The sequence below is a fragment of the Pseudomonas sp. Os17 genome, from assembly GCF_001547895.1.
Classification (GTDB): domain Bacteria; phylum Pseudomonadota; class Gammaproteobacteria; order Pseudomonadales; family Pseudomonadaceae; genus Aquipseudomonas.
Genome location: NZ_AP014627.1, coordinates 998300 through 1014674 on the forward strand (window position 1 = coordinate 998300; position 16375 = coordinate 1014674).

At 61.6% G+C, this 16375-nt stretch carries 14 protein-coding genes; 4 read left to right on the forward strand and 10 right to left on the reverse strand.

Features of this window, described 5'->3' with window-relative positions; translation table 11 throughout:
- Positions 1 to 28 precede the first annotated feature (28 nt).
- From POS17_RS04415 to POS17_RS04435, 5 genes are all read right to left on the reverse strand, one after another.
- On the reverse strand, positions 29 to 1435 hold the full coding sequence (locus tag POS17_RS04415) for an OprD family porin (protein WP_060837523.1): 1407 nt from the start codon (positions 1433 to 1435) through the stop codon (positions 29 to 31).
- A gap of 166 nt (positions 1436 to 1601) precedes the next feature.
- Complete coding sequence (locus POS17_RS04420; RefSeq protein WP_060837524.1) at positions 1602 to 3203, reverse strand: ABC transporter substrate-binding protein; 1602 nt, start codon at positions 3201 to 3203, stop codon at positions 1602 to 1604.
- Positions 3204 to 3511: 308 nt separating this feature from the next.
- Entirely contained in the window at positions 3512 to 5137 is a 1626-nt protein-coding gene (locus tag POS17_RS04425; protein WP_060837525.1) for an ABC transporter substrate-binding protein, read from the reverse strand.
- 805 nt (positions 5138 to 5942) lie between these two features.
- Complete coding sequence (locus POS17_RS04430) at positions 5943 to 6506, reverse strand: cupin domain-containing protein (RefSeq protein WP_060837526.1); 564 nt, start codon at positions 6504 to 6506, stop codon at positions 5943 to 5945.
- Between the two features lie 193 nt (positions 6507 to 6699).
- Positions 6700 to 7416 (reverse strand): SIMPL domain-containing protein, encoded by a 717-nt coding sequence (locus POS17_RS04435; protein ID WP_060837527.1) that lies wholly within the window; start codon positions 7414 to 7416, stop codon positions 6700 to 6702.
- 230 nt (positions 7417 to 7646) lie between these two features.
- Here POS17_RS04435 and POS17_RS04440 point away from each other — a divergent pair, with 230 nt between their 5' ends.
- The 3 genes from POS17_RS04440 (at position 7647) to POS17_RS04450 (ending at position 11288) form a co-directional block, all read left to right on the forward strand.
- On the forward strand, positions 7647 to 8909 hold the full coding sequence (locus POS17_RS04440; protein WP_060837528.1) for an ATP-binding protein: 1263 nt from the start codon (positions 7647 to 7649) through the stop codon (positions 8907 to 8909).
- Positions 8902 to 9462 (forward strand): response regulator transcription factor, encoded by a 561-nt coding sequence (locus POS17_RS04445; RefSeq protein WP_016968400.1) that lies wholly within the window; start codon positions 8902 to 8904, stop codon positions 9460 to 9462. Before POS17_RS04440 ends, POS17_RS04445 begins: the two co-directional genes overlap by 8 nt.
- Positions 9463 to 9560: 98 nt before the next feature.
- A complete protein-coding gene (locus tag POS17_RS04450; RefSeq protein ID WP_060837529.1) occupies positions 9561 to 11288 on the forward strand; it encodes an ABC transporter ATP-binding protein/permease in 1728 nt (575 codons plus the stop codon).
- An 89-nt stretch (positions 11289 to 11377) separates the two neighbouring features.
- Here the strand turns inward: POS17_RS04450 and POS17_RS04455 are convergent, their stop codons facing one another.
- Positions 11378 to 11569: a hypothetical protein gene (locus POS17_RS04455; RefSeq protein WP_060837530.1), complete on the reverse strand. Its 192-nt coding sequence runs from the start codon at positions 11567 to 11569 to the stop codon at positions 11378 to 11380.
- A 13-nt stretch (positions 11570 to 11582) separates the two neighbouring features.
- Positions 11583 to 13223: a hypothetical protein gene (locus POS17_RS04460; RefSeq protein WP_060837531.1), complete on the reverse strand. Its 1641-nt coding sequence runs from the start codon at positions 13221 to 13223 to the stop codon at positions 11583 to 11585.
- Between the two features lie 165 nt (positions 13224 to 13388).
- Between POS17_RS04460 and POS17_RS04465 the strand changes: the two genes are divergently transcribed.
- A complete protein-coding gene (locus POS17_RS04465) occupies positions 13389 to 14330 on the forward strand; it encodes an AEC family transporter (protein WP_060837532.1) in 942 nt (313 codons plus the stop codon).
- 68 nt (positions 14331 to 14398) lie between these two features.
- Here POS17_RS04465 and POS17_RS04470 read toward each other — a convergent pair whose 3' ends face one another.
- Genes POS17_RS04470 through POS17_RS04480 form a run of 3 tightly spaced genes read right to left on the reverse strand, consistent with a single transcriptional unit; the run spans position 14399 to position 16265 of the window.
- A complete protein-coding gene (locus POS17_RS04470) occupies positions 14399 to 14779 on the reverse strand; it encodes a carboxymuconolactone decarboxylase family protein (RefSeq protein ID WP_060837533.1) in 381 nt (126 codons plus the stop codon).
- Positions 14776 to 15840 carry a calcium/sodium antiporter gene (locus tag POS17_RS04475; protein WP_082729820.1) on the reverse strand — a complete coding sequence of 355 codons (1065 nt, stop codon included), beginning with the start codon at positions 15838 to 15840 and terminating at the stop codon, positions 14776 to 14778. Before POS17_RS04475 ends, POS17_RS04470 begins: the two co-directional genes overlap by 4 nt.
- Positions 15841 to 15890: 50 nt before the next feature.
- Positions 15891 to 16265: a septal ring lytic transglycosylase RlpA family protein gene (locus POS17_RS04480; protein ID WP_060837535.1), complete on the reverse strand. Its 375-nt coding sequence runs from the start codon at positions 16263 to 16265 to the stop codon at positions 15891 to 15893.
- Positions 16266 to 16375 lie beyond the last annotated feature (110 nt).

Genomic DNA, 16375 nt, shown 5'->3' on the forward strand with positions numbered 1-16375 from the left:
GTCATGAACCCGCCCTTCAACTGGTGGGTTAGAGAATGTTGAACGGGATGGTGGTAACCAGACGGAATTCGTTGATGTTGCCGTCGGCCTGGTTCTTGCTGGCGCGGTGCGTGGTGTAGGTGGCACGGATCGCGGTGGCTTTGAGTGGCCCGCTCTGCACGGCGTAGGAGGCGCCGATGCCGTATTCATAGTGGGTTTCGCCATCCATGGTTCTCACGCCGTAGAGTTTGCCTTCGGAGTTGATGCCGCCGTAGGCGCTGCCGGTGTAGTGGGTACCGTCGATGCCCCAGCCGCGAGCCTGGTAGACGTTGAACTTGAGGCCGGGCACGCCGTATTCGGCCATGTTCAGGCCGTAGGCGATCTGGAAGGATTTCTCGTTCGGGCCGTTGAAGTCCGAGAGCAGGGAGTTGGCCAGGTAGATGCCGTTGGTTTCATGCAGGTAGTCGAAGTACTCGTTGCCGCTGACTTCCTGGTACGAGAAGGTCAGGCTGTGGGCCTGGTGGGTCAGCCCCATGGACAGGGAGTAGGTATCGTTGTCGATCTCGCCCATCTCTTTCTTGCCGGTGTCGACGGTCTTGTAGTAGTTCAGGCCGGTGGTCAGGCTCAGCACCGAGCTGTCGCCCAGCTCGTGGGTGGCGCCGAAGTAGTACTGGTTCCAGAAGTCTTCCACCTTGGAGGCGTAGAGGCTGGTCTTCAGGCTTTTCAGCGGCTGGTAGTTGAGGCCGACGATGCTCACACGGTCGGTTTCGGCGGTGTTGCTGGTGTACTCGGAGCGGAATTTCGACAGGCTCTGTTCGGTCCGTGGCGATACCCGGTCAAAGGTGCCGGCATCGAACGACAGGTTGTTGAACTCTTCGCTGTGCAGGCTCACCCCTTCAAAGCTCGAAGGCAGCGCACGGTTGCCGATGACGTCGACGATCGGCGTGCTGAAGTTCTGCCGGCCGGCGGTCAGGGTGGTGTTGGATACGCGGAACTTGACGTTGGCCAGGCCGAGCTTGCTCCACTGGCCCACGGCGTCGCCGTCGGAATGGGTCAGGGTGCGGTTGTTCTTGCCGGCGATGTCCTTGCGGTCACGATCCAGGGCAATGGCGTTGTAGGCCGCGACTTCGGTGCTGACCCCCACGGTGCCTTCGGTGAAGCCGGAGCTGTAGTTGAGGATGGTGCCCTGGACCCAGTTGATCCGGCGTGGAGTCGAGGTGTCCACGCCATTGTGGTTGTAGGAAAAACGGTCATTGCGGCGTTTCAGCTCGTTGGCGTACCAGTTGCGCGTGGTGCCCGACAGGCTTTGCCCTTCGATGAAACCCTTGGCCTCGGCCTGGGCATTGGTGCTGTTCTGTACAGTCGGGACGAAGTCCTGGCTGACGCTCTCCGCATGGGCCGTGGCGGTGATGCTACCGATAGCCAAGGCTAACAATGCGCTGCTGCTCAGTTTCATGGGTGAAGCTCCTTTGTTTTCTTTTTTAGATGCCGGTTTTTTTCGGCCGGCTGGTTTTTGGAACTCATTCATGGCATCGCAAACGTTTGCATACGGCTTGATCGCCGAATTCAGGCAAAGCGTCTGCGTGAGGACGAAAATCGTCCCCAAGGTTTTGGCTCATCGGTTATGGGGCCAGGCTGACACCCGAGAAGGTGTTGCGGCCGAACGGGCTGACCTTGAAACCCTCGACTTTCGCGCTCAATGGCTGATTGATCATCGAGTGGGCCACCGGCGTGATCGGCACCTGCTGCTTGAGCAACTGCTGGGCCTGTTTATACAGCTCGGTGCGTTGCTGGCGGTCGGTCACTAGCTTGGCTTGCTTGATCAGCTTGTCGTACTGCGGGTCGCACCACATGGAGTAGTTGTTGCCGCCGATGGCGTCACAGCTGTACAGGGTGCCCAGCCAGTTGTCCGGGTCACCGTTGTCTCCGGTCCAGCCGATCAGGCTGATGTCGTGCTCGCCATTCTTGGTGCGCTTGATGTACTCGCCCCATTCGTAGCTGACGATCTTCACCTTGAGGCCGATCTTCGCCCAGTCGGACTGCAGCATTTCGGCCATCAGCTTGGCGTTGGGGTTGTAGGGGCGCTGCACGGGCATGGCCCAGAGGGTGATTTCCGTGCCTTCCTTGACCCCGGCGGCCTTGAGCAGTTCGCGGGCTTTTTCCGGGTTGTAGGCCGCGTCCTGGATGGTTTCGTCGTAGGACCACTGGGTCGGCGGCATGGCGTTGACCGCCAGCTGGCCGGCGCCCTGGTACACGGCGTTGAGGATGCTGGGCTTGTTCACCGCCATGTCCAGGGCCTGGCGCACTTCGAGGCGATCGAAGGGTTTGTGCTGCACGTTGTAGGCGATGTAGCCGAGGTTGAAGCCGGGCTTCTCGATGACTTGCAGTTTCGGGTCGTTTTTCAGCGCATCGATGTCCGCGGGACGCGGGTGCAGGGTCACCTGGCATTCACCGGCCCGCAGCTTCTGCACCCGCACCGAGGCATCGGTGTTGATGGCGAAGATCAACCGGTCGAGCTTGACCCGGCTCGGGTCCCAGTAGTGCGGGTTGGCGGCATAGCGGATCTGCGAGTCTTTCTGGTAACGCTGGAATACGAACGGCCCGGTGCCGATGGGCTTCTGGTTGATCTGGGCGGGGGTGCCGGCCTTGAGCAGTTGCTCGGCGTATTCGGCGGAGAGGATCGCGGCAAAGCTCATGGCCAGGTTCTGGATGAACGCCGCGTCCACGGTGTTGAGGGTCATGACCACGGTCAGCGGGTCGGTTTTCTCGACCTTGGCGATGTTCTTGTTCAGGCTCATGCCGTTGAAGTAGGGAAACTCCGTCGGGTAGGCCTTACGGAACGGATGTCCGGCGTCGAGCATGCGATTGAAGGTGAACAGCACGTCGTCGGCGTTGAGGTCGCGGCTGGGCTTGAAGTACGGGGTGCTGTGGAACTTCACCCCTTCACGCAGGTGAAAGCGGTAGGTGAGGCCGTCCTCGGATATGTCCCAGCTTTTGGCCAGGGCGGGCAGCACGTTGGTGGCGCCTTTCTCGAATTCCACCAGGCGGTTGTACAGCGGCTCGGCGGCGTCGTTGTCGGTGGCGGTGGTGTATTGCGCCGTGTCAAAGCCCGCCGGGCTGCCCTCGGAACAGAACACCAGGCTGCGCTCGGCGGCGCCGCAGATGGCGCTGGAGGCCAGCAGGCTGCCCCCTATCAGGGCGGAGAAAATCAGGGAATGACGCATAACGGTCCATCTCCATTTTTTGTTGTGATGATCAATGGACCATGGCTCCTTCCTGGAGCCTGTACAGGTCATTGATGCCAAACCATGGCTGTAGCAAATGCCCGCCGACAGACGCAGTCTTGCCTCGCCTCGACGTTAAGGGTCGAAGGCCGGGGCGTATATCCGCTGTGCCTGAAAGCCCTGTAAGAATCGGCTCTAAATTCGTGGGACCGCTCTTTGTCGAGGCGGTGTGTCGAAGGTAGGCCGGGTGCTTACGGTGTGGGCCGGTAAAACAACGGCGACGTCAGCGACGCCGCCGTTGTCGGGCCTTATTTGCCGATGCTGACGCCATAGAAGGAGTTCAAGCCGAAGGGGCTGATCTTGAAGTCCTGCACGTTGGCGCGCATGGGTTGGAACACCGTCGAGTGTGCGATAGGTGTCATCGGAACGGCGTCTTTGAGGATGTGTTGCGCCTGCTTGTACAGCTCGGTGCGTTTGGCCACATCCGACGTGGCCTTGGCTTGCTTGATCAGCGCGTCGTAAGGCTTGTCGCACCATTTCGAGAAGTTGTTGCCATTGAGCGCATCGCAGCCGAACAGGGTGCCGAGCCAGTTGTCGGGGTCACCGTTGTCACCGCTCCAGCCGATGATCATGGCCTGGTTCTCGCCGCCCTTGGAGCGTTTGATGTACTCGCCCCACTCGTAGCTGACGATGTTGACCTTGAGCCCGATCTTGGCCCAGTCGGATTGCAGCATTTCAGCCATCAGCTTGGCGTTGGGGTTGTAGGGGCGCTGTACCGGCATGGCCCACAGGGTGATCTGGGTCCCTTCCTTGATACCGGCTTCCTTGAGCAGCTGCTTGGCTTTCTCGGGGTCGTACTTGGCGTCCTTGATGCTGGTGTCATAGGACCATTGGGTCGGCGGCATGGCGTTGACCGCCAGCTGGCCCGCGCCCTGGTAGACGGAGTCGATGATTTGCGGCTTGTTGACGGCCATGTCCAGGGCCTGGCGAACCTTGAGGTCGGCCAGCGGGTTGGCGTCGGTACGGCCCTTGAGCACCGGCATCACGTTGTAGGCGATGTAGCCGAGGTTGAAGCCTGCCTGTTCAGGCATCTTCAGGTCCTTGTCTTCCTTGAGGGCCTTGAGGTCGGCCGGACGCGGGAACAGGGTCACCTGGCATTCGTTCTTCTTCAGCTTTTGAATGCGCACCGATGGGTCGGTGGTGATGGCGAAGATCAGGTTGTCGATCTTCACGTCTTCAGGCTTCCAGTAGTCCTTGTTGCCGGTGTAGCGGATGTTGGAGTCTTTCTGGTAGCTCTTGAACACGAACGGGCCAGTGCCGATCGGCTTCTGGTTGATGTCGCTGGTCTTGCCTTCCTTGAGCAGCTTGTCGGCGTACTCGGCGGACTGGATGGAGGCGAAGCTCATGGCCAGGTTCTGGATGAACGCGGCGTCCACGGTCTTGAGGGTGAACTTGACGGTCTTGTCGTCGACTTTCTCGACCTTGGTGATGTTGGTGTCCATCCCCATGTCGGTGAAGTACGGGAATTCGGTGGGGTAGGCCTTACGGAACGGCATGTCTTTGTCGAGCATGCGGGTGAAGGTGAACACTACGTCGTCGGCATTGAAGGTGCGGGTCGGGGTGAAGTACGGCGTGGTGTGGAACTTGACGCCTTCACGCAGATGGAAGGTATAGGTCAGACCGTCGTCCGAGATGTCCCAACTGGTGGCCAGGCCCGGGATGACGGCGGTGCCGCCCCGTTCAAACTGGCTGAGGCGGTTGTACAGGGTTTCGGCTGAGGCGTCGAAGTCGGTTCCGGTGGTGTACTGGCCTGGGTCGAAACCGGCCGGGCTCCCTTCAGAGCAGAACACCAGGTTAGTCGCCGCGTGGGCGAAGGGGGCGCTGGCAAGCAAGCCGGCGCTGACTAAGAACGGAAGGACTGCTTTCTTGAACATGGTGGCCTCATGATTTGTTGTCATTTTTGGTGTAGAGGGCGACCTTGTGAGTCGACCCGCCGATACTTATGCAGGCCCCATACCCAATGCAAGATGCGGGGCTGTCACAAGTCTCAAAGAGTGGAACGAACGTACAGGAATGACGCATTTGTATAAAACTTGACGCATTTGACCGTTTGCGCGGGGTGTTTCTGGTGCATACGTCGCCTTTTTCTTGGGCAGGCAGGGCGGGCCGTGCCTCCAATGGGTGCGTCGCTGGCGCGGGTGCCGACCGGCTGCCGCCAGGCCCTGGCTGGCGCACACAGGGGCGCGGCGCATTCGCCTGAGCGGATGACGGTGTTCGTTTGGTTAGGGGAGGCCGTGGGAGACGGATGCCCGGGACCTTGCAGGCGATGGCGAGTGAACAGCGCATCGTCGGCGGTGTGGGAGTCTTGGCTCGCAGTGAGGTTGTCACTGTGGAGGTTGCGGGAGGCGTTCGACCGTCCGCAGGGGTGGGTCAGCCTCGTTGTTTGCCAAACCTGAAGCGCAAAGGTCTTACACATGCAAACCTCATTTTTTCTTCTTCTAGGGCAGATCTGAGGATTGGCCTTGTGGGCCGTGGCAACTCGCCTTGCTATGGGGCGTTGATCCAGCCCCATTGACCCTGTGCGGCGACGGCGATCGCTTGTTATGTGATTGATTGTCGATTCGCCGATGCCGAAATTAAGTCATGCTGAAATCGTGGTCAACGAAAATTAAGCCTCACTAACATTTCTCTGCGCAGCAGTGCCGCTTGTGAGGTTCCATTGACGGCTGTGGACTTGGCTCAGGCCGCCGAATGATCGTCGAACAGGCCCATGGTGGTGACGGTCAGCACTTCCGCCGGGCCAGGGCCTGCATTGGCCAGGAAATGGCTCTTGGTCGCGTCGAAGTGCACCGAGTCTCCGGCACTCAGCGGGTATTGCTGACCTTCGATGGTGTAGACGATCTGCCCGGAAAGCACGTACGAAAACTCCGAACCGTCATGGGAGATCAGCTCCGACTGATAACCCACCGGTATGTTCATCTTCACCGCATTGATCAGGTTGCCGGGAAAGGAACTGGACAGCCGTTCGTAGGCCAGAGGCTGGCCCTCGATGGTGTAGCGCACCCGCTTGCCGTCGTGGGAGTCGGGCTGCGCCTGAATCGGCTGGTCGAACAGGGCGTTCAGGGGAACGTTCAGAGACTTGGCAATGTTGACCAGGGAGGAGATGGAGACCCCGGTGAGGTTGCGTTCTGCTTGGGAGAGAAAACTGGCGGTCAGTCCCGATTCACTGGCGATCTGACGCAAGGTTTTCTTGGCGGCGCGGCGATAGCGACGCAGGCGTTCGCCGATGCGATCTGCGGTCATTGACGAGACTCTTATAGGAAAGGCGCAGTATACCCGGCGGACGTCAGTAACATCTGACCTGCCCCATACCGGGGCCATAACTCTAACATCAGCGAACCGAGTTCCCCGGGTTCGGATTGAAATAGTTGGTAATGAAAAACGGCGACAACCTTTCTGCAGAAGGTTATCGCCGCTGGAAGAGGCAGGGAAAGGGTTACGGCATCAGCACTTCGATGGCGCCATCGGCGGTCATGCTGACCTGGCTGGTGCCGGCTTCCACTTCCGGAGTCACCGGTGCCGAGTCCATGCTGGCGGCCTTCATCATCATCGGCGCGCGCATGTAGGGCTGTGGATAACCGTTGCTGTTGAGGTTCAGGTTGACGATCTTGTAGCCCTTGCCACCCAGGGCATCGGTGGCCAGTTGCGCGCGGGCCTTGAACGCCTTGACCGCGTCCTTGAGCAGGGCATCTTCGCTGGCCTTGCGGGTCGGATCGGCGATGGCGAAGTCCATGCCGCCCATTTTCAGGTCGCCCAGCAGCTCACCGGTGAGCTTGGACAGCGCGGCGAAGTCGGAGCTTTCCAGACGCAGTTCGGCGCGTTCACGCCAGCCGGTGATCTTCTGCCCCTTGCCGTCGTAGATCGGGTAGCTGTTGCGGTTGCCCTGGCGCAGGGTCACGTCCTTGACCTGGCGGGCCTGCTCCAGGGCCTTGTTCATGGTGGTGGTGATTTCCGTGGCGAGCTTGGCCGGGTCGCTGTTCTGCGATTCGCTGTAGAGGGTCACGATCATCAGGTCGCGGGCCACTTCCTGGCTGACTTCGGCGCGCAGGGAAATCTGGTTGTAGTGCAGTTCATCGGCGGCCAGGGCGGGCAGGCTGGTGAGCGTGCCGGTGCTGAGGGCCAGAAGGGCGAGGCTGCGACTGAAATGCTGCATGGAAACTCCTTGAGTGCGGTCCGCAGGGTTGATCCCGACCTGCGTGAAACCTTCAGACAGGTAAGGCAGTGGCAAGTTTCAAGCCGCAAGCGGCAAGCCACTACGCTTGTAGCTGAAAGCCTGCGGCTTGCAACTGTTTTTCTGTGACGCTTTGCCGCAGTTTTGCCTGCGTCGGCGGCTGCTTGGTTATACTCCCGCCGATTGCCCTGGAGCGCTCATCAGGAGAGCTCATGCTCGCCCCCGTAAAATTGCTGTCCGCCACCCGTCAGAATCTCTGGCGGCTGACCTTCATCCGCACCCTGGTGCTGGCCGCTCAGGCCGGTTCGGTAGGGCTCGCCTATTGGCTGGACCTGTTGCCCCTGCCCTGGCTGCAACTGGGCGTGACCCTGATGTTTTCCATGGTGCTCTGTGCCTTCACGGCCATCCGCCTGCGCACCTCGTGGCCGGTGACGGAGCTGGAATATGCCCTGCAACTGGCCTGTGACCTGTTTATCCACAGCGTGCTGCTGTACTTCTCCGGGGGGTCCACCAACCCCTTCGTCTCCTATTACCTGGTGCCCCTGACGATCGCCGCCGTGACCTTGCCCTGGCGCTATTCGGTGGTGCTCTCGGGAATTGCGCTGACGCTCTATACCTTGCTGCTGGCCCGCTTCTACCCCTTGCAGACCTTCCCCATCGCCCGGGAAAACCTGCAGGTCTATGGCATGTGGCTGAGCTTCGCCCTGGCGGCAGCAGTGATCACCTTCTTCGCCGCACGCATGGCCGAAGAGCTGCGCCGCCAGGAAGAGCTGCGGGCGATCCGCCGCGAAGAGGGGCTGCGGGATCAGCAATTGCTGGCCGTGGCGACCCAGGCCGCCGGCGCCGCCCATGAGTTGGGTACACCGCTGGCGACCATGAGCGTATTGCTCAAGGAAATGCGCCAGGACCATCCCGACCCGCTGTTGCAGGATGACCTCAGTGTGCTCCAGGACCAGGTCAAGCTGTGCAAGGAAACCCTGCAACAGCTGGTGCGCGCCGCCGAGGCCAATCGCCGGCTGGCGGTGGAGATGCAGGACGTCACCCAGTGGCTGGACGAAGCCTTGAATCGCTGGCACCTGATGCGCCCCGAGGCCAGCTACCGCTTTCATCTCCTGGGAGAGGGGCCGGTGCCGCGCCTGGCGCCGCCGCCGGACCTGACCCAGGCCTTGCTCAATCTGTTGAACAATGCAGCCGATGCCTGTGCCGAGGGCCTGGAAGTGCGCCTGGACTGGGATGCGGAAAACCTCACCATCAGTATTCGCGACCACGGCGCCGGAGTACCCTTGGCCATCGCCGAGCAGATCGGCAAGCCGTTTTTTACCACCAAGGGCAAAGGCTTCGGCCTGGGCCTGTTTTTGAGCAAGGCCAGCGTGACCCGTGCTGGCGGCTCAGTGAAACTCTACAGTCATGAGGAAGGCGGAACGCTCACTGAGCTGCGCCTGCCCCGTGCCGCCCGAGGAGACGACCATGAGTGAAGAGATCCAAGTCGAAGGCGAAGAACTGCCGCATCTGTTGCTGGTGGACGATGACGCCACCTTTACCCGGGTCATGGCCCGGGCCATGAGCCGGCGGGGCTTTCGTGTCAGTACCGCAGGTTCTGCCGAGGAGGGCCTGAGCATCGCCCAGCAGGATCTGCCGGACTACGCCGCGCTGGACCTGAAGATGGACGGTGACTCCGGTTTGGTGCTGTTGCCCAAGCTGCTGGAGCTGGATCCGGAAATGCGTGTGCTGATCCTCACCGGCTACTCGAGCATTGCGACAGCGGTGGAGGCGATCAAGCGCGGCGCCTGCAACTACCTGTGCAAGCCGGCGGACGCCGATGATGTGCTGGCCGCACTGCTCTCCGAACACGCTGACCTGGACACCCTGGTGCCGGAAAACCCGATGTCCGTGGACCGCCTGCAATGGGAGCACATTCAGCGTGTGCTGACCGAGCACGAAGGCAATATCTCCGCCACCGCCCGCGCGCTGGGCATGCATCGCCGCACCTTGCAGCGCAAACTGCAGAAGCGCCCCGTCCGTCGCTGAACCGCGACTGAACGAATGTCCGCCGGACATCGTGAAAAAGCGAGCCGATCTACTAAGATCGGCTCAATGCTTGTCCTCCTTCCAATCGAGCCTCAACGATGAATCAGAACGCTGAATACTCTGCGGTCAACGATGCTGTGCGCGGTCAATTCTTCCGACGGGTCTGGGCCATGATCACTCCTTACTGGCGCAGTGAGGAAAAGGGCAAGGCCTGGTTGCTGCTGATTGCCGTGATTGGCTTGTCATTGTTCAGCGTGGCCATCTCGGTGTGGATCAACAGTTGGTACAAGGACTTCTACAACGCCTTGCAGAAGAAGGACGAGGCGGCCTTCTGGAGCCTGATCCTGTATTTCTGCGGGATCGCCGCGGTGGCAATTCTGGGGGCGGTTTATCGTCTCTACCTGACCCAGATGCTGACCATCCGCTGGCGGGCCTGGTTGACCGAAAGACACTTTGCCCGCTGGCTTGGCAACAAGAACTACTACCGGCTGGAGCAGGGCGGCTACACCGACAACCCGGACCAGCGGATTTCCGAAGACCTCAACAGCTTCACCAGCAATACCCTGTCCCTGGGCCTGGGGCTGATTCGCAACCTGGTCAGCCTGGTGTCGTTCTCGATCATTTTGTGGGGCGTGTCCGGCAGCATCGAGGTGTTCGGCTACACCATTCCCGGCTACATGTTCTGGTGTGCGCTGGTGTATGCCGCCGTCGGCAGCTGGCTGACCCACTTGATCGGACGTCGCTTGATCGGCCTCAACAACCAGCAACAGCGTTTTGAAGCCGATCTGCGTTTCTCCATGGTGCGGGTCCGGGAGAACGCCGAGAGTATTGCCCTGTACGACGGTGAGAAAAACGAAAACCAGCGCCTGAGCAGCCGCTTCGGCAAGGTCTGGCACAACTTTTGGGACATCATGAAGGTGTCCAAGCGCCTGACCTTTTTCACCGCCGGCTACGGTCAGATCGCGATCATCTTTCCGTTCATCGTCGCCGCGCCGCGCTACTTCGCCGGCAAGATCGAACTGGGCGAGCTGATGCAGATCAACTCGGCCTTCGGCAACGTCCAGGAGAACTTCAGCTGGTTCATCAGCGCCTATTCGGATCTGGCCGCCTGGCGCGCCACCTGTGATCGTCTGCTGAGCTTTCGTCAGGCCATGAGCGAAAACGAAGAGTGCCCGCCGGCAATCGATGTGCAGCATCAGGGCGAGCAATTGCAAGTGCGTGACCTGAGCCTGGACCTGGCAGACGGCCGTCATCTGCTGGCCGGAGCCCAGATGACCGTGAATCCCGGCGAGCGGTTGATGCTCAGTGGCCGCTCCGGCAGTGGCAAGAGCACCTTGCTGCGCGCCATGGGACGGTTATGGCCGGCAGGACGTGGCAGCATTCTGCTGCCCAATCAGCGTTACCTGTTCCTGCCGCAGAAACCTTACCTGCCCATTGGCAGCCTGCGTGACGCCTTGAGTTATCCACAAGCCGGCGACAGCTATGCCCAGGAGCGTTATGCACAGGTCCTGGAGACTTGCCGCCTGCCGCACCTGGTTGCGCGCCTGGACGAAAGCAACCACTGGCAACGCATGTTGTCCCCGGGTGAACAGCAGCGTCTGGCCTTTGCCCGGGCGCTGCTCTATGCGCCGCAATGGCTGTACATGGATGAGGCGACCTCGGCCATGGATGAGGAAGACGAGGCCAGCCTGTACCAGGCACTGATCGATCAACTGCCGGGCTTGAGCATTGTCAGTGTCGGCCACCGCAGCAGTCTCAAGCGTTTCCACCCGCGGCATGTGCGCATCGAGCAGGGGCATCTGCAGGAGCAGGTTGTCACCGCTTGAGGGCGCTGCCGGCAGGGCGTCGCTGGCCCCAGGCTCATGGCGTAGCCATGGCGCTGAGGCCGTTTCGCGGGCAAGCCCGCTAGGGGCGATCAGGGCTGATGGAGGATCGAACGGTCGACGCGGACGGCCAGTTGGCCGCTGCCCGGCTTGGCGTTGAACACCACCTTGCCGTGTTCATCCACGCGGGCCCGGGCAATGGGCGCGCCATTGAGCAACAGCTCCAGCGGTGCATCCTTCAGGGATTGGCCGGAGGCCAGTTGCAGGTTCAGGTTGATTGTCATGGTGATGTCCTTATCAGGCGTTGCGATCGATGAAGCGACTGGCGTTCTTGTCGATGGAGCCGATCAGCTCCGGTGAGCCTCCGCGAAACTGACGGAACACATTGCGTCCGCTGGCGCTGCTGTTGTGGGTGCCAGGCGGGATGTTCAGGGTGGGCTGGAAGCTGTCGCTCAGTTCGACATAGGCCGACCAGGGGCCGATGTAAGACTCGTTCAAGCCGTTGGTTTCGCTGAGGGCATAACGCACTGCCTGGCCTGGCAGCCAGTTGGGTTCACTGGGGCTGTGGCTCTGCCAGCCGTCGGCGAGGATCGACGGCACTGCGCTTGGAGTGTCCAGATAGCCCGCCGGTTTGTTCGGGCTGTAGTTCTTCAGCAGCAGGTAGGTGCTCCAGCCCCACCAGTTGTCGATGGTCTTGCTGTCGTTGAGGTTGTTGACGTCGCTGCGGCGCAGCACTTTGTCCCCGCTCATCACGAACAGTGGCGAGAAGTTGCCGGTTTTCGCCGCGTTCAGATCCGGCAGTGCCTGAAGCGCCCCATAGCTGCCGGCAGCTGGCAAGTTGCCGCTCAGGTAGCAGGCGAAGATCTCATCCGCCGAACGCTGTACGGCCTGCTTCACCTGCTGGCGATTGCGGTGATCGACGCTGTCGAAGTAGCGCTTGTCGCCGTAGGCATGCCAGCGCTCGCCCAGGGCGTTGCTGACATTGAGGCCGAACTTGCTGTCTTCGTCGTGCATGAAGCGGGTGATCAACGAGCCCAGGTCGCTGGGGGTGACCACTGCGGCCAGTTGCTTGCGCGGCACGCGGACATGGCCCGCGGAAAACAGGTCGGTGAGGAAGTGGTCGGCGAAGGCGTTCATCGCGTAGGCCAGTTCCAGTTGCTTGTCGTCCGCGGTTTTGCCCGCCAGAGCCGCCTGTTGCAGGGCGGCGGTATGCCCGGCGACATAGGCGGCCAGGGCCCATTCGCCAAAGTGGTCGGCGTTGTTGGCCGCCAGCTTCAGGTAGCGGCCCAGGGGGAACAGGGCGGACACCACGCTGCCGCCGCCGGTAATCCGGTTCCACTCTTCGGACAAGGTATCGCCCAGGGCGTCATAGGCTTCATGGGGCTGTTTGCCGTCGCGGATCGCCTGATTGGCGGCGAGGACCTCCTTCTGCATCACGGCCAGGATCTGCCGGGCTTCGTCCCTGGAGGCCGGCAGCACCGCGAGGGAATTGAAAGCGGCGTTGAAACGCTGCACCCGATCGGCGGCGGTCGCGCCGTCACAGATGGGTTGCTCGGGAATGCCGTAGAAGTCGCCTCCCAGGGCCACCACCTGGCCGTAGGTCAGGGCCAGGCCGTTGGGTAGGTGCAGTTCGACCTGCCAGGCGGGAATGGCCGGGCCATCCTTGACGAAGCGCAGCAGGGTGCTGTCACCGATGGCGGTGTGTTCGCCCCCCTCGAAACGCAATTGTGGCAATGCCCTGCGGGGGTTGTGCGCTGGCAGGGGAAGGTCTTGCGGACGGTGGTACTTGACGGTGTGGTGGCCGTCGGCGGTCAGCACCAGGGTGTCGCCATCGCCGGTGATGGCGATGCCCTGTTCACTGAACAGGTGATCCAGGTCGGCAATGATCTGGCCCGCCGGCTTTGATTGTTGCTGCATCTGTGCAGAGATTCCTGACATTTCTAGCTCCTTGATATGTCATGGTCATGCTTGGGCTTGCTGTATGTATATACAGTTGTTTTCAGCATAATTGAAAATCACCGGGCGTCAAGAAGCCGATTGCGACGGCATTGTTCGATTGGATTATCATTAGCGCCCTAACGACAGGCTCAAGGTCCCCCGCGCATGCTGGCAATCTTCTTCGAAACCCTGAGCATCACCGCGCCGGTCTTTGCCATGCTGTTTCTTGGGCTGGTGCTCAAGCGTGTCGGCTGGATTAACGACAGCTTCATCCACACCGCGTCGGCCCTGGTCTTCAATGTCACCATGCCGGCGCTGTTGTTTCTCGGCATCGTCCACGCCGATCTGCATGCCTCGTTAAAACCCGGGGTGCTGATCTACTTTTCCGTGGCCACCCTGGCCTGTTTCGTCCTTGCCTGGTGCTGGGCTATCTGGCGCTGTCCCAAGGAGGATCGGGGGATCTATACCCAGGGGGCATTTCGCGGCAACAACGCGATCATCGGTCTGGCCCTGGCGGCCAGCATGTATGGGGATTACGGGATTTCCCTGGGGGCGTTGCTCGCGGCGCTGGTGATTCTGTTCTACAACACCCTGTCGACCGTTGTCCTGGCGGTCTATAGCCCGGTGATCAAGTCCGATCCCTGGAGCATCTGCAAGAGCGTGTTCAGCAATCCCTTGATCGTCAGCGTGCTGGCGGCCGCGCCGTTCGCCTATTGGCAGATCGGCCTGCCCGGCTGGCTGGAAACCTCGGGCCGCTATCTGGCGCAGATGTCCCTGCCCCTGGCGTTGATCTGCATTGGCGGCACGCTGTCCCTGGCGGCCTTGCGCAACAGTGGGCGGATGGCCATGAGTTCGAGCTTGCTGAAGATGGTGAGCCTGCCGACGCTGGCCACCTTCGGCGCCTGGCTGTGCGGGTTTCGTGGTGCGGAGCTGGGGATTCTGTTTCTGTATTTTGGCAGCCCCACCGCGGCGGCGAGCTTTGTCATGGCCAGGGCGGCCAATGGCAATCATGAGCTGGCGGCAGCCATTATCGTCATCACCACGGTGATGGCGGCGGTGACCACCAACATCGGGATCTTTGTCTTGCAGTGGGGCGGGTGGATCTGACGCTGTTCGCCGGCCAGCCGGCTCCTACAGGGCGAGGGTAGGAGCCGACTGGCCGGCGAACAGCGGGTTCACTGCGCTTGTTGATAGGTGTCTATCACCTCCTGGGCGGCGCGAAACGCATCGATGGCCGCCGGCACTCCGGCATACACCGCGCAATGCAGCAAGGCTTCACGTATTTCTTCCACGGTGCAGCCATTGTTCAGGGCGCCGCGCACATGGCCTTTCAGCTCCTGCGGGCATTTCAGGGCGGTCAGGGTGGCCAGGGTGATCAGGCTGCGGGTTTTCAGCGGCAGCCCCTCACGATTCCATACCCCGCCCCAGGCATGCTCGTTGACGAAGTCCTGCAGCGGTTGGGTGAACTCGGTGGCATTGCCCAGGGCGCGATCGACGAAGGCATCGCCCATCACCTGGCGACGCATTTGCAGTCCGCTTTTCTTGTTCTCGCTCATGGCGCTTCTCTCTTGTGTTGGCGGCGCCAGGCCCGTAGCGAACTGAACAGCAGAAACGCTACCAACGCTGGCAGGACGAAAAACAGCATCAAGTGTTCCAGCTTGCCGGCCAGCGGCATGCCCGTGGTGAAGGACACCACGTGCAGCCCGTAGGCCAGGTACAGCCCGAGAAACAGCAGGCCTTCGGCGCGGGTGATGCGATACCCCGAATAGAACACCGGCAGGCACAGCACGGCCACGCAGAGCAGTACCGGCAGATCGAAGTCCAGGGCGTTGGGCGAAACCGACAGCGGAGTCGGCGCGACCAGCGCGGTAAAGCCCAGTACGCCCAGCAGATTGAACAGGTTGCTGCCGATCACGTTGCCCACGGCAATGTCCCGCTGGCCCCGCACGGCGGCGAGCAGCGAGGTGGCCAGTTGCGGCAGGGAGGTGCTGACCGCGATCACGGTCAGTCCCATGACCCGTTCCGACAAGCCAAGGTCGTCGGCGACGGTGACCGCCGCTCCCAGTAGCAGATGGCCGGCGAACACCAGCAGCCCCAGACCCAGAAGCACCAGCAACATGCTGCTCAGGCGCGGGGCGTAACCACGGCGGTCGGTGGCGCTAGGCAGCGGCACGCGTGCCGGGTGCCTGGATTGGCGCAGCAGCAGAACCAGATAGAGCAGCAGGGCCGCCAGCAGGATCAGGCCGTCGGAGGGGGTGAGGCGTTCGTTATAGGCCAGGACAAAGACCAGCGCACTGGCACCGATCATCAGCGGGATATCCAGGCGCACCAGCTGCCGGGACACTCGCAGGGGAATGATCAATGCCGAGAGGCCAAGGATCACCAGGATGTTGAAGATGCTGCTGCCGATCACGCTGCCCACGGCGATGTCGGTGTTATCGGCCAGGGTCGCTTGCAGGCTGATGGCCATCTGTGGCGCGCTGCTGCTGAAGGCGACGACGCTCAGGCCCATGATCAGCGGGCGCACCCGCAGGCGCGCGGACAGGCGCACGGCCGCGCGCACCAGCAGTTCGGCACCGGCGATCAGCATCACCAGGCCGCTGATGAGCTGGATCAGGCTGAGCAGGGGCAGTTCGGCAAAGGCGGTAATGGCTTGGGCTCCGTCGGTCAGTCGCTGAGGGCCTGGACCCGCACTTTGGCGGTCCCGCTGCGCAGCATGTCCAGCTGTTGCGCGGCGGCGCGGGACAGGTCGATCAGGCGGCCGCGGGTGTGCGGGCCACGATCGTTGATACGGACCACGACGCTCTTGTCGTTGCCCAGGTTGGTGACTTGCACTCGGGTGCCGAAGGGCAGTTCGCGGTGGGCGGCGGTCAGGCCGTTCTGATCGAAGGATTCGCCGCTGGCGGTGCGATTGCCGTGGTGGCGAGCACCGTAATAGGAGGCCGTGCCGGTTTCGTCATAGCCCCGAGGGTCGATGACGTGGCTGGTGGCGCAGCCAGTGAGCAGAGCGAGCAGGGCGCTAGTGGCAACCAGACGCTTCATTCGGTGGGCTCCGATGGTTGATGTGGCGAGGGAGCGGGCTCCCGCCGGTCTGTCTGGCAGACCGCAAGCCGGCGGCGATGTTCCTTGCAGGAATGGCGCTGGCCGGTGTG

Coding starts and splice junctions, on each gene's coding strand:
- POS17_RS04445 (WP_016968400.1), top strand. CDS start 8,902: ATGAGTGAAGAGATCCAAGTCGAAGGCGAAGAACTGCCGCATCTGTTG.
- POS17_RS04435 (WP_060837527.1), bottom strand. CDS start 7,416: ATGCAGCATTTCAGTCGCAGCCTCGCCCTTCTGGCCCTCAGCACCGGC.
- POS17_RS04455 (WP_060837530.1), bottom strand. CDS start 11,569: ATGACAATCAACCTGAACCTGCAACTGGCCTCCGGCCAATCCCTGAAG.
- POS17_RS04460 (WP_060837531.1), bottom strand. CDS start 13,223: ATGTCAGGAATCTCTGCACAGATGCAGCAACAATCAAAGCCGGCGGGC.
- POS17_RS04470 (WP_060837533.1), bottom strand. CDS start 14,779: ATGAGCGAGAACAAGAAAAGCGGACTGCAAATGCGTCGCCAGGTGATG.
- POS17_RS04420 (WP_060837524.1), bottom strand. CDS start 3,203: ATGCGTCATTCCCTGATTTTCTCCGCCCTGATAGGGGGCAGCCTGCTG.
- POS17_RS04425 (WP_060837525.1), bottom strand. CDS start 5,137: ATGTTCAAGAAAGCAGTCCTTCCGTTCTTAGTCAGCGCCGGCTTGCTT.
- POS17_RS04430 (WP_060837526.1), bottom strand. CDS start 6,506: ATGACCGCAGATCGCATCGGCGAACGCCTGCGTCGCTATCGCCGCGCC.
- POS17_RS04415 (WP_060837523.1), bottom strand. CDS start 1,435: ATGAAACTGAGCAGCAGCGCATTGTTAGCCTTGGCTATCGGTAGCATC.
- POS17_RS04450 (WP_060837529.1), top strand. CDS start 9,561: ATGAATCAGAACGCTGAATACTCTGCGGTCAACGATGCTGTGCGCGGT.
- POS17_RS04465 (WP_060837532.1), top strand. CDS start 13,389: ATGCTGGCAATCTTCTTCGAAACCCTGAGCATCACCGCGCCGGTCTTT.
- POS17_RS04440 (WP_060837528.1), top strand. CDS start 7,647: ATGCTCGCCCCCGTAAAATTGCTGTCCGCCACCCGTCAGAATCTCTGG.
- POS17_RS04480 (WP_060837535.1), bottom strand. CDS start 16,265: ATGAAGCGTCTGGTTGCCACTAGCGCCCTGCTCGCTCTGCTCACTGGC.